The sequence below is a fragment of the Agrobacterium sp. 5Ca50 genome, assembly GCF_055381905.1.
The window spans coordinates 287939-309553 of record NZ_AP026440.1 but is presented as its reverse complement, the minus strand read 5'-3'; the positions used below and the strand labels follow the sequence as shown (position 1 = coordinate 309553).

At 52.8% G+C, this 21615-nt stretch carries 20 protein-coding genes and 1 pseudogene; 12 read left to right on the top strand and 9 right to left on the bottom strand.

Annotated features, from left to right (window positions below; all coding sequences use genetic code 11):
* Nucleotides 1-44 precede the first annotated feature (44 nt).
* Nucleotides 45-722, top strand: a complete 678-nt coding sequence (locus ACZ5FM_RS23615; protein WP_312948348.1) for a YciE/YciF ferroxidase family protein — start codon at nucleotides 45-47, stop codon at nucleotides 720-722.
* A 219-nt stretch (nucleotides 723-941) separates the two neighbouring features.
* Here the strand turns inward: ACZ5FM_RS23615 and ACZ5FM_RS23610 are convergent, their stop codons facing one another.
* Complete coding sequence (locus tag ACZ5FM_RS23610; RefSeq protein WP_312948346.1) at nucleotides 942-2636, bottom strand: FAD/NAD(P)-binding protein; 1695 nt, start codon at nucleotides 2634-2636, stop codon at nucleotides 942-944.
* A gap of 302 nt (nucleotides 2637-2938) precedes the next feature.
* Here ACZ5FM_RS23610 and ACZ5FM_RS23605 point away from each other — a divergent pair, with 302 nt between their 5' ends.
* From ACZ5FM_RS23605 to ACZ5FM_RS23585, 5 genes are all read left to right on the top strand, one after another.
* Complete coding sequence (locus ACZ5FM_RS23605; protein ID WP_312948344.1) at nucleotides 2939-3139, top strand: hypothetical protein; 201 nt, start codon at nucleotides 2939-2941, stop codon at nucleotides 3137-3139.
* A 126-nt stretch (nucleotides 3140-3265) separates the two neighbouring features.
* Nucleotides 3266-4249 carry a L,D-transpeptidase family protein gene (locus ACZ5FM_RS23600; protein WP_464041413.1) on the top strand — a complete coding sequence of 328 codons (984 nt, stop codon included), beginning with the start codon at nucleotides 3266-3268 and terminating at the stop codon, nucleotides 4247-4249.
* Nucleotides 4250-4565: 316 nt separating this feature from the next.
* Nucleotides 4566-6920, top strand: a complete 2355-nt coding sequence (locus ACZ5FM_RS23595) for a bifunctional diguanylate cyclase/phosphodiesterase (protein ID WP_464041412.1) — start codon at nucleotides 4566-4568, stop codon at nucleotides 6918-6920.
* 10 nt (nucleotides 6921-6930) lie between these two features.
* Complete coding sequence (locus tag ACZ5FM_RS23590; protein WP_312948340.1) at nucleotides 6931-7401, top strand: BLUF domain-containing protein; 471 nt, start codon at nucleotides 6931-6933, stop codon at nucleotides 7399-7401.
* A 417-nt stretch (nucleotides 7402-7818) separates the two neighbouring features.
* A complete protein-coding gene (locus ACZ5FM_RS23585) occupies nucleotides 7819-8097 on the top strand; it encodes a DUF3253 domain-containing protein (RefSeq protein ID WP_464041411.1) in 279 nt (92 codons plus the stop codon).
* 42 nt (nucleotides 8098-8139) lie between these two features.
* Here ACZ5FM_RS23585 and ACZ5FM_RS23580 read toward each other — a convergent pair whose 3' ends face one another.
* The 7 genes and pseudogenes from ACZ5FM_RS23580 to ACZ5FM_RS23550 form a co-directional block, all read right to left on the bottom strand.
* Complete coding sequence (locus tag ACZ5FM_RS23580; RefSeq protein WP_312948553.1) at nucleotides 8140-9210, bottom strand: zinc-binding metallopeptidase family protein; 1071 nt, start codon at nucleotides 9208-9210, stop codon at nucleotides 8140-8142.
* Nucleotides 9211-10007: 797 nt separating this feature from the next.
* Nucleotides 10008-10619, bottom strand: a complete 612-nt coding sequence (locus tag ACZ5FM_RS23575) for a general stress protein (RefSeq protein ID WP_464041410.1) — start codon at nucleotides 10617-10619, stop codon at nucleotides 10008-10010.
* Between the two features lie 39 nt (nucleotides 10620-10658).
* Nucleotides 10659-10946 (bottom strand): PepSY domain-containing protein, encoded by a 288-nt coding sequence (locus ACZ5FM_RS23570; protein ID WP_464041544.1) that lies wholly within the window; start codon nucleotides 10944-10946, stop codon nucleotides 10659-10661.
* A 348-nt stretch (nucleotides 10947-11294) separates the two neighbouring features.
* Entirely contained in the window at nucleotides 11295-11663 is a 369-nt protein-coding gene (locus tag ACZ5FM_RS23565; protein ID WP_312948334.1) for a response regulator, read from the bottom strand.
* A complete protein-coding gene (locus tag ACZ5FM_RS23560; RefSeq protein ID WP_312948332.1) occupies nucleotides 11653-15066 on the bottom strand; it encodes a chemotaxis protein CheB in 3414 nt (1137 codons plus the stop codon). Before ACZ5FM_RS23560 ends, ACZ5FM_RS23565 begins: the two co-directional genes overlap by 11 nt.
* A gap of 35 nt (nucleotides 15067-15101) precedes the next feature.
* The gene (locus tag ACZ5FM_RS23555) at nucleotides 15102-15674 is read right to left on the bottom strand and encodes a PAS domain-containing protein (RefSeq protein ID WP_312948330.1); all 573 of its coding nucleotides are present in this window, start codon (nucleotides 15672-15674) and stop codon (nucleotides 15102-15104) included.
* Between the two features lie 730 nt (nucleotides 15675-16404).
* A pseudogene (locus ACZ5FM_RS23550) lies at nucleotides 16405-16587 on the bottom strand (tetraacyldisaccharide 4'-kinase); the annotation flags it as partial.
* 326 nt (nucleotides 16588-16913) lie between these two features.
* Here ACZ5FM_RS23550 and ACZ5FM_RS23545 point away from each other — a divergent pair.
* The 6 genes from ACZ5FM_RS23545 to ACZ5FM_RS23520 all read left to right on the top strand — a co-directional run bounded on the left by ACZ5FM_RS23545 (nucleotide 16914) and on the right by ACZ5FM_RS23520 (nucleotide 20642).
* Nucleotides 16914-17381, top strand: a complete 468-nt coding sequence (locus ACZ5FM_RS23545; protein WP_250984795.1) for a hypothetical protein — start codon at nucleotides 16914-16916, stop codon at nucleotides 17379-17381.
* A 92-nt stretch (nucleotides 17382-17473) separates the two neighbouring features.
* On the top strand, nucleotides 17474-17878 hold the full coding sequence (locus ACZ5FM_RS23540) for a Rap1a/Tai family immunity protein (protein WP_464041409.1): 405 nt from the start codon (nucleotides 17474-17476) through the stop codon (nucleotides 17876-17878).
* A gap of 17 nt (nucleotides 17879-17895) precedes the next feature.
* On the top strand, nucleotides 17896-18171 hold the full coding sequence (locus ACZ5FM_RS23535; protein WP_250984797.1) for a hypothetical protein: 276 nt from the start codon (nucleotides 17896-17898) through the stop codon (nucleotides 18169-18171).
* Between the two features lie 1293 nt (nucleotides 18172-19464).
* The gene (locus tag ACZ5FM_RS23530; protein ID WP_464041408.1) at nucleotides 19465-19719 is read left to right on the top strand and encodes a type II toxin-antitoxin system VapB family antitoxin; all 255 of its coding nucleotides are present in this window, start codon (nucleotides 19465-19467) and stop codon (nucleotides 19717-19719) included.
* Nucleotides 19719-20156: a type II toxin-antitoxin system VapC family toxin gene (locus ACZ5FM_RS23525; protein ID WP_312948320.1), complete on the top strand. Its 438-nt coding sequence runs from the start codon at nucleotides 19719-19721 to the stop codon at nucleotides 20154-20156. The genes ACZ5FM_RS23530 and ACZ5FM_RS23525 overlap by 1 nt, the downstream gene beginning before the upstream one ends.
* 147 nt (nucleotides 20157-20303) lie before the next feature.
* The gene (locus ACZ5FM_RS23520) at nucleotides 20304-20642 is read left to right on the top strand and encodes a hypothetical protein (RefSeq protein ID WP_464041407.1); all 339 of its coding nucleotides are present in this window, start codon (nucleotides 20304-20306) and stop codon (nucleotides 20640-20642) included.
* A gap of 313 nt (nucleotides 20643-20955) precedes the next feature.
* Here ACZ5FM_RS23520 and ACZ5FM_RS23515 read toward each other — a convergent pair whose 3' ends face one another.
* The gene (locus ACZ5FM_RS23515; RefSeq protein ID WP_464041406.1) at nucleotides 20956-21321 is read right to left on the bottom strand and encodes an ArsR/SmtB family transcription factor; all 366 of its coding nucleotides are present in this window, start codon (nucleotides 21319-21321) and stop codon (nucleotides 20956-20958) included.
* Nucleotides 21322-21615 lie beyond the last annotated feature (294 nt).

Sequence of the window (21615 nt, the reverse complement as noted above, 5' to 3'; positions counted from 1 at the left end):
GTTCACTCCCGCCAGATGAGTGGCATCACAAGGGAGTGAACGAGATGGCAACGGCCGAAAAGTCTACCAACGAAAACAAAACCTCGAAAAACACCGCCAAGAAAACCGCACGAGCCTCTGGGACGAAGAGCAATGCTGCGAACACCGAGACACGCAAAAAGCGTGCACAGGCCGTAGCGGCTAAGTCCGCGGCTCGGAAAGAAACACGCGCTTCTGCGAAGGACGATAAGAGCCTCTCAGACCTTTTTGAGCACGCGCTCGGTGACATCTATTATGCCGAGAAAAAGATCTACAAGGCGTTGCCAAAGATGATCAAGGCTGCTGACCACCCTGAACTCGTCGAGGCGCTGACCTCCCATCGTGAAGAAACGGCTGGCCAGATCGAGAAACTGGAAGCGATTTTCGAGCTTATTGGCAAACGAGCTAAGGCCGAGAAGTGCGATGCGATCGACGGTATTTTGGAAGAAAGCGAGAGCCTGCTCGAAGATTTTGGCTCGAGTGTTGCAGCAGACGCCGCGATCATTTTCAGCTGCCAGGCGATTGAGCACTACGAAATCACACGCTACGGCTCGATGCGCGCTTTTACTGATGCTCTTGGCATGGATGAAGCAAGGCAGCACATCGACGACATCCTCGCCCAGGAAAAAGCAGCTGACGCGAGCCTCTCGGGACTTGCTGAAGACTCGGTGAATGCTGCAGCGACCGAGTACGACGACGAGTAATCGTATTGCTCCGTTAAAAGAGGCTGGTCGCGCGGAACGCCGGCCAGCCTTTTTCGTAGATTAAAAAACCAGAAGCCCCACTATCAAAATGGCAAGTATACCATCTGCTCTCCTGGCTTTTGGAAATTGCGTCAGTCCTCGCCCTTCCGCGTAAGGATCCCAATCTCTGTTACTGCGGACAACCAGTCACGTGCGCAACAGAAAATTTTCGCGTAGAGACTATGCAGTTTGGAAAGCGCGGGAGTTTTTTGATTTGATCGGACTTGCGGCACGACGACGACGGGTTGATCGCGTCACGTCGTCAATGATCGATTGGGCGACAGTCTGGCCGAGCTCCGCAGCACTGGTGATGCCTTGGACAAAAGGCCGCTTGTGCAAGAGGTAGGAAACTGCCGGAACGTATAGACGCCGCACCGGCTTTGTCCCGGCGATTAATGGCCGACATTTTTCGTCAACATCGATCCCGCCGGAACGTGTTTGGTTTCCCCGTGGTGTGACGGTTCGCGCTGGAGATATGACGCCACTATCTTGGAGAGACGGAAACGGTAAATCTTCAGCTGACAGGTTTTTTTGACCCGTGGCGTCGATGAAGGTATCAAACTGAAGTGTGCCGCCCTCGAACGTAAGTGTCGCACCGCGCTCAAGCTTGTCCGTTGAAATCTCCGGTCGGTCGCCAAGTGCCACGATTTCCAGCTTCTTCGCCCGATGCAACGCGACCAGACGCTCGATCGAAAGATGCGGAACAGTCGCGTAGTCGTCAGCAAAAATGCTCTTAAACGACTTGTTGAACCGGGCAAGGTCATCAGCTGTGAGGAAGTTTACAGCACTTTCGATGATTTCATGGGTGATGAGGATCGCATACCGCCATGCGACGGTGTGTTTCGCTGCGTAATTATGTTTTGCTTCCGCTAGATTGGATGCCGCCCATTCGAACGGGTCATACCTGTCCCTGACGCCGTAATACGCTTCTGCAAACGTATCTACAGTCAATTCCCCTAGTCCTATAAGCCGAGCATATTCTGGGTCGGCCGACGTTAGTTCCTGACGGAATAAGTCGAACAGGTCATCGAGCAGACCACTGCTGCCGAGCGCCAGGCGGGCGTCGACAGCCTGCCTCGTGCAAATCAGCGGACTTTCATATGGTATCGGAAAGTAAAAATCTGCCTCTGGTAATAGTCCCTTGCGCGACATCATCGAGACCTCAAACTCCTTGTGACCATCGTCGGTGCAATATTCGAGGCAACCATCTGCTCTACGCCTAAATGTGCCAAATGCCGTTGCAATCGTCATCACAGCATCGATCGCGCTCAGCGATGTACCAAGTATGCCGATTTTGCTGCTCGGGACCGACTTCAGGGCCGTAGCGGGCCATGGAGCGACAAAATAACCGGGTGATGTCTCTGGCGCAGATGGAAAGCTGTGCCCTGTCGCAACAATAACGTAGTCGAAGAGCTCGTAGGCTGCCTCGCCGCCAGACTGGATCTCAAAATGATGACCGCTCTGGGCGATGTCTAAAACCTGACAGCGTTCCCGAACGCAGATTGTATGTTTCGCCTGCTCACCCATCGCGATGAGTGTTTCGAATTGTGCCCGAAAATAATCACCAATGACAACGCGTGGATAAAAGGCACGATCAGATATGGCGTCGTGCTCTATATCGAAATCTTCAAGATACTTTTCTGGTTGTGCCGCGAGCCAAGCAACTAGGGACTGAGGAAGATCAGGGATTTCGACGCTTGGAATGTTAGAGAGCATCGACGGATCGTTGATGCCGCGCTGATATGGCGTTCCCTTGCCAGCCACATCTGAAGCTTCGAAAATGACAATTGCTAATGCTGACTTCGACTTGATGAGATCTTGAATGGCATACAGGGCCGTCGGGCCCGACCCGACGATGGCGACGCGTTTACGCATTTGAGGCTCCAGAAGCGCGGGACGCGCTGCACCGCCACCAAACGATTTTATCGACCGCCTGTTCCCGTTCACCTCGTGCTACACTGATAATATCCCCAAAATGACCACTTACGCGAACACGCAGAGGCTGAATGCAAGCGTAGCAGGTTGGGGTAAAAATTTTAGGTCGCAATGGTTGCGCGACCCGAACGCGCTCTCCCGGTTATCAGAGCAATCTAACAGCTAGCTGTCGGCTCAGAGATCTTTTTGCCGGTTCGCGCGTTTTACTCCTGACAAATGTCTCGAGCAAAGGAGAAAATGCGATGGACCATAATAAAGCAGCTTGCAACGAGTGCGCCTTCTTTGAAGATCATGGGACGGAGCGCCAGCATACAGACGACGGAGGTCTCTGTCGGTTCAACCCACCTGTGACCCAGCCCGAAGCTAATGAACGCGGATTGTGGCCGGTGGTAGCCACCAATGACTGGTGTGGACATTTTTCACCCGAACATCGGGCCATGTAATTTGAAATAGAGCGGCGTCGCTGGCACAAAATAAAGGCCGTCGGAAACGGCGGCCTTTATTCAGTCTTTATCGAAATAATCCTCTCCATCGCCGGTGGAGAGTCTATCACCAATCGGTAGCTCGCCATGCAGAATGCCCTTCGAAACCTATCACTGACCACCGCCCTGATGCTTTCATCTCAAGCCGTGGCAGCGCCGATTGACGCGCAAGCCATTAATACGTCCGCCATCGCTTCCCTTCCGATCGAGGCGCAAGTGGAAAAACAGACCGAGCCCAATCCAGCCATTGTGCATCTGCAGGTCCTCGTCGACCGCGCCGGTTCGTCTCCCGGTGTCATCGACGGATATTTCGGCGATAATCTGTCGAAAGCGATCGCCGGTTTTGAGGCGCTTCAACGCTTGCCTGTGGACGGGAAGTTTGATCCTGACGTGCTGGGCCGTCTCGCTGCCGATAATGCGCCAGTGATCCAAGCCTACGCAATTACCGAGGACGATGGCAAGAATATCGTCGAGAGCATTCCAAAGGACTATGCCGAGCAGGCCAGAATGGGCCATCTCGGTTATACCAGCATCGCAGAAAAGCTGGCAGAACGTTTCCACATGCATATTGCGCTGATCAAGGCACTAAACCCGACGGCGTCCTTCAAACCAGGCGAAGCGATAGCTGTTGCCATCCCCGGCGCTACCAGCACCGGTTTAGTCAAGCGGATCGATGTTTACCGCAAGACGGCGCAGGTGTTCGCTTTCGCTGAAGACGGTATGCTTCTTACGGTTTACCCGGCAACGATTGGAAGCGAAGGTTCGCCCTCGCCGACTGGCATTCACAAGATCAAGGGTGTATCGCGCATGCCGACCTATACCTACAATCCAAAGATCAATTTCCAGCAGGGCAACAATAAGGAAACCCTTGAACTGCCGAGCGGGCCGAACGGGCCGGTGGGAACCGTTTGGATCGACCTGACCGAGCCGACTTACGGCATCCACGGGACGCCTGAGCCTGAATTGGTCGGCAAGGTCGGATCGCATGGCTGCGTGCGGCTGGCGAATTGGGATGTCGAGGAACTGAGCGGAATGGTTAAGCCTGGCGTCGAAATAAATTTTGTTGAGTAATCATGTGTTGGGAAGAGCGCCTGTCTGTCCAATTCGCTGCTCAGGTACAAATTTCATCGGTAGCAGGAAGAGCGAGCGCAAATGTTATTTCGCGTTGGCTATCCAGCCATGATGTGATGATGTGGGGAAAACCTCTGCTAGCCGACACCATCCCCGCCGCCACGATCAATGCTCTCAAAAGCCGAGGTAACTACAGTCGCGTAAGCGATCCCGATAGAATTATTTAACCTTGCTGACTAAAGTTTTTGAGTGCCCAATCACACTGGCATCGGTATTAATGTCTGCAGCGTAAGGTATCTCCCTCTCGGAGAGCCTTATGCAAGCCATTTATACCTGCCTCAAAGAAACGCACGATCACTACCTGCTACTGCTAGCTGGCGCGGTTTGCATGATTGGTGTCTACGCATCGTTCGCTATCGCCAAGCATGCTGGTCGACTGGAAGGGCGAGCCAAAACGCTATGGCTCGCGATTGCTATCTCGGCTGCCGGCTGCACGGCGTGGTCCACGCATATGATCGGCTTACTTGCATTTAATCCAGGCATGCCAAGCGGCTTCGATCCAGCACTAATGGTTCTTTCTCTTATCCTGACCATCGTAGGAATCGGGCTCGCCTTGAGCTATGCGATCGGAAGTCGCAATAGGATGCACCGTTTTGGTGCCGGATTGCTTCTCGGCACAACGATTACAGTCCTCCATTATCTGGGGCAATCTGCGTACATGGTAACAGGCGTCGTCAGTTGGAACATCGAACTTGTTGCCCTTTCAATCCTCGCGTCATTGCCGCTGTTTGGATTGGCAATGGTTTTGCCAGGAGAGCGCCGTCGAGCGTTGCGGCCATTTGCAGCGCCCTTGCTAGTCGTTGCAATAGCGCTTCTGCACTTCGGTGGCATGGCCGCCTTGCAAATCGAATTCGATCCCCGCATTGAAATCCCTGTGGCGAACCTATCTCCTGAACTAGTGGCCCCCGTACTGGCCCTGGTGAGCGCAGCTCTGGTCGCTCTGGCGTTCATGGGCCTGCGGTTTGCCTTGAATGCCCGCGCTCAAATTATTCGGGATCAGGTTCGTCTGAAGCAACTCGCCGACCTCGCCGTCGAGGGATTGGCCATTTGCGAAGATCAGATCATCGATTCGGTCAACGACAGTCTAGCGCAAATTACAGGCTTCTCTAAAGATGAGCTTTCCGGGCGCCTGCTGCAGAGTATTCTGCCAAATCTGACCATCGACGCGATAGCCGAAAAGGAAGAGCAGGACACCGTTCTGCTCAGTTCGGGTGGCGATATCGTCCCCGTGCGTGTGCTGCGTAAAACGGTTCAGGTCGGTAGTCGAGATAGGATCGTCATTGCTGTCCGCGACCAAAGCGAGCGGTTGCAGACTGAGGCAAAGATACGAGCGCTGGCGTTTTCCGACCCCCTGACTGGTCTGTCTAACCGCGCCAGCTTCGGCGAGGTATTGGCCGTAAAGTGTTCCAGGGCAACCACTGCTGACAAAGCTTTTGCTCTGCTGCTGCTTGATCTCGATCGTTTCAAGGCTGTCAACGACACACTTGGCCATTCAATGGGAGATAAACTGCTGAAGCGCGTAGCGGCGCGAATCATAGCTTGCGGTGAACCGATTGAAGCCATCGCCCGATTGGGTGGTGACGAGTTCGGAGTCATTGTTACGAATGCCGACCTGGCTGACGACATCGCTAACAAGATTATTGACCTTCTGTCCCGCCCTTTTTTGATTGACGGCAGTATTGTCGACATCGCAACGAGCGTTGGGATTGCAATAGCGCCGGAAGATGCAGCGGATCCCGAAACCATATCGCGACATGCCGATCTCGCTCTTTATGCAGCAAAGGGACATGGTGGCAGCGTTGCTTGCCGTTTTGAGCGAGAGATGAGCAATCGAGCTAATGCTCGTCGTGCACTCGAACTAGATCTGCGGCGGGCCTTGACGCGAGAGGAGTTCGAAGTCTTCTACCAGCCGCAGGTCGATCCCAAGAGCGGGCGGTTCCAAGGCGCAGAGGCCTTAGTCAGATGGCGTCATCCGACGCGCGGCTTGGTGTCGCCTGCAGACTTTATTCCGCTCGCTGAAGAGATCGGCTTGATCGCACCGCTAGGGGAATGGGTTCTGCGGACGGCGTGCCTTGAGGCCAAAACCTGGCCAAGCCATATCACCGTCGCCGTCAACCTCTCGGCCGTTCAGTTACGCGACAGTGGGCTCGCACGAACAGTCGCAGGGATTCTCGCGGAAACGGACTTCCCCGCGTCCCGGCTCGAACTTGAGATCACCGAGAGCGCTCTTCTGCAAGATGAGGCCGTGACTTATAACATATTGCACGCTCTGAGAAGCATGGGCATTCGTATATCGATGGACGATTTCGGCACTGGTTATTCGTCCCTCAGCTACCTTAGTCGCTTTCCGTTCAGTAAAATCAAAATTGACCAATCATTCGTAAGGCAAGTGCCGGGGGACAATGATGCGGTTGCAATCGTTCAGGCAATTACATCGTTGGCCGCGAGGCTACGCATGACGGTTACAGTCGAGGGCGTAGAGACTGACGAACAGCGCGCATTCATCGTTGCGGAAGGATGTGATCAGATCCAGGGTTATCTCATCAGCCGACCAGTTGAAGGGGAAACCATTCGAGCGATGTTCCATACAACAGCCAAGGCTGTGGCGTAGGAGAAACAACATGCCGCTTTATCGATTGCTTTATCGAAGCGAATTTTCTCTCAAAGAGGCCGACGGCCCCATCGAGCAGCAGATAGCCGCCATCGTTGCTTCCGCCGCACAGGCTAATCAGCGAGCCGATCTCACTGGCGCTTTGATCGCATCCAACTGCACATTCATACAAGTTCTGGAAGGGCCGTTGGCGGCACTGGAAGTGACATTTGAAAAGATCTGCTCAGACTTGCGGCATAGCCATGTTCGGCTAGTCGAGTTCGCGGCTGCCGAAGACCGCGTGTTTCCGGAGTGGAAGATGGTTCGCGTAGAAGAACGCAGTCAGGTTCTGGACCTCTGCGTCCGCCTTGGCAGTGAGGTAGAGAGCCGCCTTGATGTGACAAAAACCAGCGCGATAGTATCACTGATGCGCAGCATTCTTTTAAATAGAGCCACTGCTGCTGATGGCGTGTCGCCCGTAAGTCTGAACGATGTGAATTAAGGTCCCTACGACGGGAAAAACTAGCCTGAGGATCGATCTTTTAAAGTAGGTTTGTGGTCATACGCAAAACACGTATTTCCTCGTCATTATCAAGAATTCCTCGATGGATTTCTGAAAAGGTTTCGAAGTTTTACACCCTGCGACCTCGTAGGTAACCTCTGTTCGTCCTACTGAGATGATCGTTATCTGTCGGCCTGAAGGCATAGAATAGTTTTTACTAACTTCAATCACATCGGCCCTCATCGCTTTAAAAGAAATACCTATATCAACTAGGTAGGTCTCGATAAGTTTGGCACAAAAGAGAATTTTTCATTGGGTTTTAATTCGCCACAGAGGTCGACGTTCCGCTTACCATGATCATTTAGCGTTGTGCTCGCCAAGTAACTTTTAGGTCTTTGCAGGTTACAGGTAATTTCGATGACGGAGACTATTGAGGAAAAGATTTTACGCTTTGTTGCAAGTCGTCCAGATGGCACGACCTGCCCAAGCGAAATTGCGCGGAGCATCGCGAAGGACAACGATGCTCCCTTTTCATGGCGGAGATACATGCCATCCGTCCACGAGACCGTCGACAGCATGATCGCGCGAGGCGAGATTACCTTGACCTGGAAATCATCCGAGTTGTCGAAACGAGCGGGACCATATCGGATCGGTGCACGTAAAGCGGACGCCGCTGACGAAGCCCAGGCGGACTGATCGGCACATGACCCATCATCTGCTCATCGCACAGCAATCATATTAGTGCTGTCTAGACCTCACTATGAGACGATTAATGAAATCAAGTTTATCGACAACGGGCGGCGGCAAAACAAACGGGTAGATATCGCTCTGCCCCATTGATCTTTGAAATGTGTTCAATGCCAGACTGATCGGCACCCATGCGTTGACGAGTTGCTGCGCGTTATCTGCTCTGTAAGGATCAAAGTCTACCTCAGCATCCAGCTCGTGATGCCTGAAGGGTTCGATAGACAGACCAAATGCTCTCGTCGATTCAAGGGTATCGACAATGTGGAAGAAATGCGCCCAGCACTCGGCAAAGTCTTCCGATGGATGACAGCTTGCGTAGGTGGAAATAAAGTTTTCCTGCCAGTTAGCGGGAGGGCCTTCCGAGTAGTTTCGCTGCAGGGCAGCTTCGTAGTCCTCCCTCTCGTCGCCAAATAGCGAACGCGCTTCGGCGATCATGTCACTGTTTTCGACAAGCTGCTGAAAATAAAAGTGGCCGATTTCGTGGCGAAAATGTCCGAGCAGAGTGCGGTATGGCTCACCCATGGAAACACGAACTGTCTCGCGCACAACGTCGTCAGCCTCTGCTGCGCGCAAACTGATCAGACCGTCTTCGTGCCCAGTCATTGCCGGAACAAGATTGCCCAACCCGTCGACTACGTCTTCAAGGAAATCGAATACCAGTCCAGCATGTGGATCCACATCACGCCCGGGGCACGGCAATCCAAACCTAAGGATAGAGTAGAAAAGTTGTCGCTGAGCCGAGCCGATTTTCTTAAACCGCTCCAAGCCTTGTGGTAAATCCGTGTTTGGGATGAGCCGATTGTAACGAGCCGGGATTGCAAGAGTGTGGGGATCGTCCGACCGAACTAACCAGTTACTGCCATCAATTGCTGCATTTGCGCAAAAACGCCATTTTTCCCCTGGGCGCGACAGAATGCTCCAGAGACCGTCTCCAGCGTCATTCAAGGTGTGCAGGGTCATGGTGTCGGGAACAAAACCAACGGGTGAGGCATCGGCACCCACGCTAAAATGATTATCGAAATAGAGCGGAAGTCCACTCACATCGCATTGATACAGGCGCAAAGCTTTCGTCTCCATGGTCGTGTCGCTAACAAACGCGCGACCTGCTAAAAAGATCAACAGCCTGACGCCCTTTTCGTCCATATTCGATCTTGGACGATAATGCCCGCAAACCCTTTATCTACGCAGTTGCGTAGACGAGAGAAATGCATGAATATTCTGGAACGACATCGGAGCTCACGCATTGAAGTGATGAGACTTTCTCAACGTCTTGTTTGCTCATAATCCTCTGTGCAGCACTCTTTAAAGCCCTCCCCTCGGAGGGCTTTTTGTTGTCCAGATTTGATGAATTATGCTCTTGGGTCCACGATATATTAGACTTAAGGAACATTCATAGACGCTTCGAGTTCAACGACATGACACTTGGCTGAACCGTGAAATGCGGTCGTGTTCCACGAAAACTCAAGATTGCGAAGCATCGATGGAGCGATATTTCTTTCACTTACGAAAAAACGACGAACTCATAGCAGATGACGACGGTTCGGAATATGCCAGTAGAGAGAGTGCTCTCCCGCCAGCGCCGACGCGCGAGAAATAATCGCAAATCAAATTCTTGCAGGCCAATTGGTCCGGCGTTGGAGCCTAGAGGTCACTGCGTCTGATGGATCACTGATTGCAACAATTTCGTTTAGAGAGTTTGTATTGAGTTTGGTTGGTGCGAAGTAATCGGCGCGATGCCTTTCATTGTACCTACGTTGTAGCCAATCTAAGTTCGCTCCACGACGCTAAGGAAACATAGATCTCCCATGTAAAAAGGGCCACTCTGTTGAGTGGCCCTAATCGCTAACACCTGACTCTCATCAGGCTAGTGGATCGCGCCGGTAACGTCCGCGTTCCGCATTGATCTGCTCTGTAGTATACGGCTCAGCCGTATCATCAAATCTCGTCCAACCTTCATTGCTGTAGGCTTGACGCCGCGCAGCGACATCAACAGATTGTGGATTGCGGAGGATAGCCTGAGAGCTGGCGACCTTATCTTCCTCAACCTTGGCTGCAACGACAGCGCCACCACGACGTACACCCTCTGCATAAACGTGCGCCTCATTCTCGGAAACGCCGGATTCAATCATAGCGCCAACAATACCGCCTGCTGCTGCTCCGACGACTGCACCGGCAGCTGCACCTGCCGCCGTTGCCGCCAGCCAACCTGCGGCGACAACTGGGCCCACGCCTGGGATCGCCAATAGACCAAGTCCGGTAAGAAGGCCGCCAGCGCCACCCGCGACTGCACCCAGTCCTGCACCTGCGCCAGCCCCTTCGGCGGCATTGTTGCCTTGGCCTTCGACCTCTTGTTTGCCGTTCTTATTGGAAATAATGCTGATGTGGTCAGATGGTACACCAGATTCTTCGAGAGATTCGACCGCATCCTTTGCAGCCTCATATGAATCGTACAGGGCGGTAATAGTGCGCATTGTTAATGGTCCTTGAATTTGCGTTGGTGGATACTTGGCTCAATCCGCTGCAACAATGTTGCCTTGGAAGTCCAGAGCAACGCTGCCCTGTTTTCCATCTTTGGTAGCTGTGGCACGCCACACGCCTTGTGTGTCGAGCTTGAGGTCCGAAACGTCAACGTATCCAGCTTCCTCGATGCGGGACTTTGCTTGATCTTCGGTGAAGCTGTTCGCTCCTGCGACAGGAGCGCCAGGATTTTGTTCGCCGGAAGAGGATACTGCTGGTGTCGTCTGTGAGCTCGTTGGTGTTTCACTCTGGGCGAAGCTAGGGGCAGCAGTAAGAAAAATGGAAGCTAGGCCGAGAATAACGTTTTTCACTGAGTAACTCCTAAATCCTGCGTCATATTGAGATGCGATCTACAAACCCTCTGGCGAAAAAATGGTTCCCTCGATCACGAGCAGGTTAGGCGGCAGTGTCCCAATGGAGAATATGCTTACCATTTCCAACGCTTGAATGACGTCGCTTGCGCTCGTCGACGGCAATACAGCCATCAGTAAGCTTCTCGACAAGCTCCGGATTCGGGACCAGCTTGATCATGTTAATACGATCAAGCCGGAAGCATTGATGATCGATTACGAAGCGTTGTCTCTGATGTTATCTTAGCTACCAACGAGCTATGGTCAGAAAGTTGAGCATCATGCGTCGTGGCGTGTAGTCGTGAAGTCGTTGAGTTTTCCGATCAGCGTAGACGGATGGCAGGGTTTCTGACAGACAAGAGACTGCGGATAGTCCTGTTCGAGTTTGCTGGGGTTTGCGTGTCCCGAGTGGAAAACGAAGGGAATTCCTGAACTGGTAAGGCGATCGGCCACTGGAAAGACTTCGCCGTCTATCAGGCGTACGTCCAGAATGGCACAATCAACGGTGTTCGTTTCCAGAAATTTCAAGGTCTCGCGAATGCTCGCGTACGGTCCTGAAACATGCCAGCCTTCGTCTTCAAGGGTCATCTGGATATCAAGAGCGACGAACATCTCATCTTCAACCAGCAGAACAGTTTTATGCGTCATATCTCACCGAGCTTGGCATTTTCAGTATATGCGACAGGGTCGGACCATTGGTTTGGGTCTCGATCCTCGCTCCCAGCTGCCGTGCCGAGGTTGAAAGCAGAACCGTCCCGAAACCCGCATGGCCGTCGGCCTTAACGTCCGAACTGCCGACCTCGTTCCAAATCAAAATCATACCGTCCTCTGTCTCTGCCCAAGTGACTGTTAAATCACCCTCGTTCCTTCCAAGGACCCCATGCTTAACTGCGTTGGTGGACCATTCATGGAGAATAAGCGTGAGAGGCGTGATGCAGCTGGTGGAAACAGGGAACGGGCTATCGCATATACTGACTCTCCCAGCATCCGAATATGGAGCGAGGATTATTTTGACAAGCTCCTGCATGTCAACGGGCTCCTTACGGTGCTGGTTCGAAGCAAGCGTGTGGGCGTTTCCAAGTGCCACTAACCGGCCTTCAACATCATCAACAAGGGATTTGGTCGTCTCGTGCTTGCGAGCTGCTACGCGCAAGATACCGCCAATCATCGCAAAGAGATTCTTCACACGATGATTCATCTCGCTCAGCATCAGTTCGCGCGCTTCGGCCAACTCGTTCTCCGCCGTCACGTCGACGCTTGCACCAATGATGCGCGGCGGGTTACTGTCTTCGACATAGCGGCCAAAAGTCTTTATCCAGCTGAAGCGCCCATTGCCTTCCAGCCGCGTCGTGATCTCGAACGCCTCATGGGCGTCGGCCTCCGCATGGGCAAGCGCGGCGCGCATCCGTTCGCTGTCATTCTCTGATAGTCTGGCTAAGAATGCGTTCAACGAGGGACGTTCGTCCGCAGTTTGCAGCAGTGCCATCGCAGCACCTCCGAACACGAACTGCTGCTTGCTAGGAACGTACTCCCAGACACCAATGCCTGAGGCCTCAATCGCCAAGTCATGGCGATCTCGCTCGGCCGCGAGCTGGCTCTCTACGCTAATCGCGTGGCTAATATCAGTCAGGACGATCGTCGCGCCGTCAATCGTTCCATCATTCGTGCGGTAAGGTAGGATCCTCAGCGAGAACGTCCGGTCGCTATCGCGATCGGATACCATTTCCTGATACTCTGCTCCGTTCTCCATTACGCTCTCAACACGAGACGTCAAGTCGAAGCTGAGCAACCGGCTTGCAACGTCGGACAGGGGACGTCCCCGGTCTGTCGGTTGGAGCGGAAAAATAGATGTTGCAGCCTTGGTGTAGGAGCGAAGTCGACGCTCCCTATCCAACACGATCACTGCAAGGCTGGTAGATTCGAAGAAATTTCTAAGGTCGGTATTGGCAACCGTCACCTCGTCGACCTTCGTCTTAAGCTCGTCGTTGACCGTTGTTAGTTCCTCGTTAGTCGACTGAAGCTCCTCGTTCATCGACATCATCTCTTCATTAGAGCTTTTTAACTCTTCATTTGCAGTTTCAAGCTCCTCAGTCGCCGAACGCAAACGATGTTTTGCCGATCGCAGTTCGCGCTCTAGGCCCTCGACGTGGCCGTTGTTCGGCTCAAGGTCGATAAGATCGCCTGCATCACGTTGGGTGAACTGATCGATTTCCTGAAAGACTATGAGAAACGAGCCAGCTTCAAGCGGATCGCAAATAATGTCAGTTTTGAGTGTGCCGAAATCCGTGAGCACCTCGACGCCGCGGGCCAGAACGCGCTTTTTGGCGGACTGAACCTGACGCACGAGCGGTCCTAACTGCTCGCGGACGCCGGGACGCGCCAACGTCGCCGCACTCGATTCGCTGACACCGGTAACAGGAAACTCGAAAAAGCGGCTTAGTCTGCCGTATGCCGCGACGATCTGGCCATAGTTATCGAGAACGACACTGGCCGGCACATATCTCTCTATTAAGCGAGCTGTAGCCTGCTGCTCGACGGTGTTGCTTGAATCTGGTGCGGAGGTGGTGACCTGCGGCCGTCGGAGATCACGCCGCTCGCCTGGAAGGGCGATGGGATATGTTGGAGAGCCAGGCAGCCGCTCGAATAGCCGCGCTTTCTGGTCGATCACGGAGAAAACATTGTCGAAGCGGCCAACACTCTCGGACGATCCCAGGAACAGGTATCCACCGGGTCGAATGGCATAATGCATCAGAGGCATCACCCGCTTCTGCAGCTTATCATCGAAGTAGATCAGCAAGTTGCGGCAGGAGATCAGATCGATCTTCGAGAATGGCGGATCCTTGATCAGGCTATGGCCGGAGAACCGGATCATGTCGCGGATCTGGCCTACAAAGTTGAAGCGTTCCTTATGAGGAATGACGTAATGTTCCTGCAAATCGTGCGGGATGTCGGCAAGAGAGGCGATTGGATAAGAACCCTCTCGCGCTATCTTCAACATGCTTTCGTCGATATCCGTCGCAAAAATTTGCACATTGCAAGGCAGGTTAAGTTTGCGGGCTGCTTCTGCAAAGAGGATTGAGATCGTGTAGGCTTCCTCGCCACTCGAACAGCCAGGAATCCATACACGCACGCCATCTTCTGACTGCGAGCCTTCCCTTAACAGCGGTTGGATGGCCCGTTCCGCCAAAACTTCGAAAGATGGCCTGTCGCGGAAAAAACGTGTGACGTTGATCAGCAAGTCGCGAAATAGCGCTTCGCATTCTGCATGATCATTCTGGACGCGTTCAAGATAGTCTGCACCCTTGTCAATACCCAACACATGCATGCGGCGCTCGACCCGCCGTACGAAGGTCGTTCGTTTATAGTCAGCAAAGTCATGGCCAACGACGCTCCGCAGCGCTGTGCAAAGATCGTCGACGTGATCGGCAACATTCGAGGCTTCTTTCTTGTCAGCGCCTTGGTTCTTTCTGAAGAAGAACTTTCCGATACAGTTGAGGATTTGATCCGGGGGCTGAATGAAGTCCACCAGCCCTGTACCGGTTGCGGCTACTGGCATACCATCATACTTGGCCGTCGAAGGTTCCTGAACGACGCAGAGACCGCCGTTTTCTTTGACCGCTCTCAGACCAGTTGAGCCGTCGGCACCTGTCCCGGACAGGATCACGCAGGCGGAGTTGGCGTTCTGGTCGCTGGCAAGCGAGATGAAAAAATCGTCAATCGGCCTACGCAGGCCGCGTGGCTCTTCAAAGTTTTTTAGTGCGAGTCTTCCACGATCAATGCTCAGGCTCTTGCCAGGTGGAATGATGAAGACAGTGTCGGGCTCGATTGCCTCTCCCCCGTCGCATTGTCGTACGGATAGCTGTGTGTGCCGATCCAGTAACTCGGCAAGCATGCTTTGATGATGAGGATCGAGATGCTGAACAACCACAAAAGCAAGCCCGGTTGGCACCTCGGCTGCGGCGAACATCTCTCGTAGAGCTTCAAGGCCACCAGCTGACGAACCTATTCCAACTACGGGAATAGATTGCTCGGGTTCGAGACTATTATCCAATATTATTCCTCGGGCTCTTTAGCAATGCTGGTCGACTAATACGGCGAATTGGTTTCCAATTCAGCCAATGTCAATTTCGCCTGTGCGATCGTGGTTGTTGAATTGGCAATTGTCGACAACGTGCCCTCCACCATCACGTTGTGTTCATCAAGGAGCGGCCTCAGACGCGATAGAGTTTCGCCAAGAGCGTCGTCGTAGGCTCGCAAGAGGTCCGCATGGGTTCTGCTCACGTCGAACTGTGAAGCGATGATATAGCGAACCTCGCCATTCGAGGCTTTTAACTTTGACATAAATAGTAGATTGACGAACGGACTGCCGTTTTTGCGAAAATTAACGATCGGCGCTCGTACGGTCACATCCCCGCCATGTATGAACGCGTGCAACTTTCGCTTAGCACTGTCGTTCTCAGCATATTCGCCATTCGGGCGCTGCTGAAGAAAACGGCAATTACGACCGATCACATCACTGCTTTCGTAGCCGGTTAGCGCGTAGAACTGCTGACTTGCTAAGACCAATGGATTATCTAGTTCTGTGCTTGCCAATGCCAAGGCTATAGAAGAACTTCCGAAGAAATCTTTTAGCGCTGGCTCGATTTCGATGTCCCTCATGTCGCTCCAAACTTTTGTTGCGTTTTGATCCCATTTGCACGCTGGGAGCTTCGTGTGAAGACTGCAACTAGATATTGATTAACTAACAAACGTCAGTTGGGTTCACCACAAATGATGCTCTCAGTAACGGTAATTTAGATGATGCCCAACCTCTCATGAAAATGCGTCACTGAGCTCAAAGCTCATCCAGATAAGGGAAGCGTGTCCCGCAGCGATCGCCGTCCGGGTGGCAAAGCCGCTCACAACCTAAAGCCATTCGCCGCCTTATGCGCATCAGGGACGCATTAGCGCCAAATCGCTTAACAAGCTTTGACCTCTCGCAATATTCGCGGCGCTGACACGGCTCGCACGCGATTTCGATAGTGGCAAGACGGATATCCCGAAGTGTGAGCTCGCTTTTGTCTTTAAGTTGAATTCGTCGTTTATGCATTTTGTTTCACACTCCTATCTTCGCACTGTGCCTGTTGCCTCGGGACCGACCGGGACCCCGGACCGCGCTGCCCAGTCTACCCCATCACCTATCGAGGGTTCTTCCCAACGAGCCATTCGCTGTTGCCACTCACGCCACATTCGCATCGTAGCTTGGGAAGCAGCATCGTGATGACACACTGTTTTCGTTGTTTTCGGGCAATCTCCCAGCGGTTGACAGGCGCAACCCGGTCGCAGCTCTTGCAGTGGATCGCGAGCGTTTTCCATTCTGGCCACGAGGCGAATGTGTACTCGGGATCATGGTTTTACCAGCTCCCCCGACTGTGAAGTTACCGGCACCGACTACCGGAACATCTACTGATGGACGGTTCTCGCGCCGCATCGTTTTACCAGAGATCCTGCCGTAAACCTATGAAAGTGGTTTAAGTGCATATGCCCGCCAGCCCGGGTTTCTCCACCAGAAGGGCGAAGCGTTCGAAATCATCTTTTTGCTTCTGCTGCGATTTCTACTAACCTGAAATGTAGATTTCCAACAGCGTTAAGCGATCTACGATCTGAAATTCTAACTGCGCGGCTGGACTTCGTTCGTTGCATTCATGCGCTACCCTTTCGTTGGATAATATCCCCTGACCTGCGCTTTGGCTATGCGCCTACAGTACACGCCCCGATGCATGGTATTCGAATAGATTCAACGATGCAGAGGCGGGCCATATCGCGCACGGCCTGCTCCTATGAATCGTTGCAAAATTTCACTATTGTACCCCCGACGGGGGGGCGACAAGCCCTGTCAAAAATGTATGGTGAAGTATAGTGGCTACACTGTTTGATAACGCGCTTGATGAAAATCGGCTTCTACGTCCTGAATTCCTTCAGGCCTTTGGATTCAAAGCTCAGATATTGCCTGATGTTCTCGACAAGGCCGCGTTCCTTGGCCTGGCAAGGATTGCTGGAATTTCTGGAGGGTCTGTCTTTATCTATCATGCCGAGTTCGGCAAGCAGCCGGAGAAAACCACCAGTATCGATCCGGTTCGCGCATGGGACAGTCTTTTTCAAGTTTTCCATGAGGACGTCATTCTGGAATTCTCACCAAGTCCGCTTTTTGTCTGGCTGCCCGCTGGCGAGCGCTTTCACGTCGTATTCGGGAGCAAGGAAATGATCGCCCAACTCGACAGTATGCGGGATCAGGCAGGCTCGTTTTCCGCATTCGTCGACGCGTCGCGCTCGACCGAGAAAGGCAAGAAATTCCTGCTCGAAGCCTATGAGCGATACACGATCTGATGTTGCCCGTTCCAGCGTGCATTGGGTCATTCACGTCGAATAACCGCCTGCGTCGAAGTAACGCCGGTGCAGCCAGATCAACGGAGCGGAAGATGACAGCAGCGTACCAATTCCGGACATCCTTTCCGGCGGCGATACTGTCGATAGGTTTGGCGATCAATGTTGCATCAGCACAATCAGGCAACGATCCCGGCCGCGACTGGGCAATCAGCGGAACTGAACTGCTCAAGGCGCTCGAAGGAAAGTCCGATGATGGCGCTCTGCACAGTGAGGCTGATCGTATCATGTCAGGCGCGCGCGGTAGTGCTTATATAGCTGGGGTGGCTGATGCTACCAGCGGGACGGGGTGGTGTGGGGCCGGATCGGTTCTCCCCCATGAGTTTACAGACCGCGTGTACACGCATCTTCGAAGCGTCACGCCAGACCGTCTTAAAGGGAGAGGATCGACATTGGTGATTGAGGCGCTGGCTGCTATTTATCCCTGCCCTGCGAATTAGAGAGGCGTTATCGAGTTATGTTATTGGAGATATTGATTTTTTCAGCAGCGTTTTTGGCGGTCATTCTTCTGGCGGCTCACCAAATTGTCGCGCAGATCAAGGAATACCGATTTTATAAGAGTAACGGCGGTGACTTTTCCGTCGATAGCGGCGCGGACAATGTTAAGCTTGATGAACGTGTTTATATCAATGCTCTCGGCCTCACGAATTGGCAGCGCTTCTATCTGTTTCGTCCGTTTTACATAATACTGCTTATAGCCTTCGCCAGCATGATGATATTCTCTCTGTTCTGAATGGTATGATAATAGTCCCGTCCTGACAGCCTTCATTCAGCATTCGTGATGTCGCGGCGCTTGCTTAACCACAGGCGTGCAGTTCCCACGGCAGATCCGGTCGCAATTTAAGATCTTCGAGTTTTGTATCAACTCAGCAAACAGACCACTTCCATTCCTCAGGAACAATTATCAAATGTAGTAGTCACTGGTGCAGTCAGTCGGCACGACTGAAGAAAGTAGGGCGCGCCCGCACGCGATGTATCGCGACTGCGGCGCACATTCTCCTGTTTGCCTGGTTTCCCCCCTGCATTCGGATCGTTCCGGCGATCATGGGGCAAGCGCGCTGCGCGCTGTCACTCCGTCAAAAAAAGGCTTTCACCCTTCGGCCGAACCTTCCGTTTTTTGTTGCCTCCATGACCCCTGTGACGCCGGACCAATCCGCCAGTGGGCTGGCTTCACCCTCCCCCCTTTGCCCGGGAATACATACCTATTCCCAATCAAATTTGAGAGTGAACGCCAACGGGGAAATTAGGAGTGTTTCGTGAGCCCTCAGCCTTCTTTGAAATATGTTGTGGTCGAACATGCGGGTTATCAGGGTGAACAGGATGTCTTCAGCCACCCTGATTTTAGGGTCGCGGCGAAGTGGCTACGGATCGCTATACCGATTTTGAGGTCAAGAACATGCACATCGACATCGCTTGTGATCTGCCCAATGGCGATCGTACCTATGAAATCTAGTCCGACACCCGAAATGGTCCGCTACTTGCTGGCTTGGAGAAATCCCCATACACAGCCATCGGGACCGCGTGTCTTGCATGCGGCACTCGTTACGCGGGGTGAAAAGTGCCCTCAAGAAATCCTCGATCTTTGGTCGCCGGGTTGTGGTTATGCGGTGACGTGGGAACTGGTGACAGCGGCCTATTCGGCGCTGGAGCAAGGAAGCAAGAGGAAGGGTGCGTCGTAAGAACCTTGAACGACGCGTGACGGTCAAGTTTCCCCTGTTCGCGGTCGTGTTCATCGCGCAGGAGCTTGAAAAGTCTCCGCAATATTATGAAGGCGATTGACTAACCCGCCTCCTACGTCCCGCCGGGACGCAAAGTTTAAGCTGTGGGATCAGATCGACAAGATGAAAGAGCTTTGTTCGTCCGTCCCTCCGCCTGTGTCGCTTGTGTCCCTCACGACCAACGACCTACCAACGCAGGAGTATGCGGTTGAAAAAACGGGGCAAATTCGCCTGTTCTAGCAATCCATTATTGTATATACGGATATCCTATGACATATATCCGTATATACAAATTAGGAGTAATTGGCATGGCCCAACTCTATATTAAAGATGACAGCGTGAATGATCTGGCCGTCGAGGTCATGAAAATCACGAAGGCCCCGAACAAAACCGAGGCTGTGCGCCGAGCGCTTCAGCATGAACTTGATCGCGCAAAGGAAACGGTGCCTTTGAGAGAGAGGATCAAGGAAATTCAGGATCGGGTACGCAGCCGAATTGGCCCTAATCCAAAATCAGAGCCTTTCGATATGAAGGCGTTCTTAGATGAGCAGTGGGAAATCTAATGTACCTGGACGCATCCGCTATCGTAGCTATTCTGGCCGAAGAAGAAGACGCGGGATATTACATTGCCAAGTTGGAGGACAGCAAACGTCAGATTTTCTGCTCACCCCTGACTGTCTATGAAGCCGTAATAAGCCTGGCTCGCAACGAGGCGACCAAGACTGTCGGCGCGCAGTCGCCTATTCCCCAACAGTGTATCGATGACGCACAGGTCGACGTCGCATCTTTGCTCGAGACCCTCAACGTCAAAGAGATGAGCATGAACGCGTCGATCCACGTCAAGTCGATCGCTGCTGCGAGAGAATACGGGAAGATTGTCGCCAGCCCTGCACGGCTGAACATGGGCGACTGCTTTGTTTACGCGATGGCAAAGGAATATCGTTTGCCACTGCTGTTCAAAGGCGATGACTTTACAAAAACCGATATCGAGCAGGCATAAAGCGAGATAGGGCTGGCGGTATTAATTGCTTCCCAACTACACCGCTCTCCAAATTTGCGTATCGCTGTAAAGTTCAATTGGTTAGGGAACCAACAACGGACCAGTGACTTGTGACCACATACAGTTTTGTGGTTTGGGGTTATCACTATGAAGATTATTCTAGCTCTCACAGTCTATAGCGTCGTCAGCATGACCGCGTTAACAAGCTTCGCACAGACGAGCAATGACGCTGCCGTGCAAGCCTGCCAGTCCACAGGGCTCATTGCGCTCAAACAGAGAGCGCCCGAGATAACAGACCTTGTTTTCGATATGGAAACGCTCGCAGTTAGCGCGGCCGACACGAAAGTTGAAGACGTTGCTGTGAAGACTGTAATTATGGGCGATGCATACATCGCTCGCGGTGGTCAGACTGGAAAGCCGGATCGCTTTGTTTGCCTTATTGGAGATAAGGGCAAGGTGCTTCTTACTTTCTTTACCGCGCAGTAGTCCCTTCGAGAGGGGGTGCAAACCCGTTGATCTAGGTCGGGATGATGATGTGCAGCAACTTGCCCGGTTCGTTGCTTCAGCTCACCTTGGCTCTCATGTTACTCTTGCGGGCGGTCAGATCACAATACGCCGATTACTGCGGGGGGTTTGGTTTCCTGGACCAGTGCCAAACTCGACTATCGCGTCGTTCTGCGCATCCGCAACGTGCCATCGAGACGGCTTTATGTGTTCAATCCGGTACCAACGCACAAGGATTTACGCCGTCTGGTCAGCGGCAAGATCCGCGAAGAACTGATTATCGCAAACTGGCCTGTTATCGGTCGCGCGCCAAGTCCCGACTGTCGAGTTTTGCTTCAACTTTCGTAGTGGTGTCTTTAAATACATACATGTTCTTAGCCGCAAATTCCGGACTGAAAATTTCGTCAAGCAAATTCAAAACACGGTGCACTCCTACGTTTGTGCAGGTGTAGTAGACAATTTGAGATTTACGGCGTGTGCTGACCAAACCGTCCGACCTCAGTTTTGCCAGGTGCTGGGATACAGCAGACTGGCTTATGGTCATTTTTGAACAAAGCTCACCAACAGACACTTCTCGTTTAGTCATGAGCGAGAGCATTTCAAGCCGCGTAGCGTTTGAAAGATTGGTCAGCAACCGGGCTTTTGATGTATTTGAGTACATTCTACCAAGCTCCTAAATTAGGCGTTAGATGCCATAGGGGAAAGCCCAAGAATTGTCTGAAACAGCAGCTTACGTTTTTCGGCTGTCTGCGCACGCAAGGGTGAACCTTCCCCTCAGAGGTAAGGACCATCTCAGGTTCGCAAACCAAAGCACGCTCAGATCGTAACCGTACGGCCTTAATCGAACACAGGCCCTTGGGTCCCGATCACTTCGGAACAAACTGCAACTGATTGAGTTCACCTTCAGAGCGCGGGCCGTGTCAACCGTACGCGACAGGGATGGTGAACATCGCGG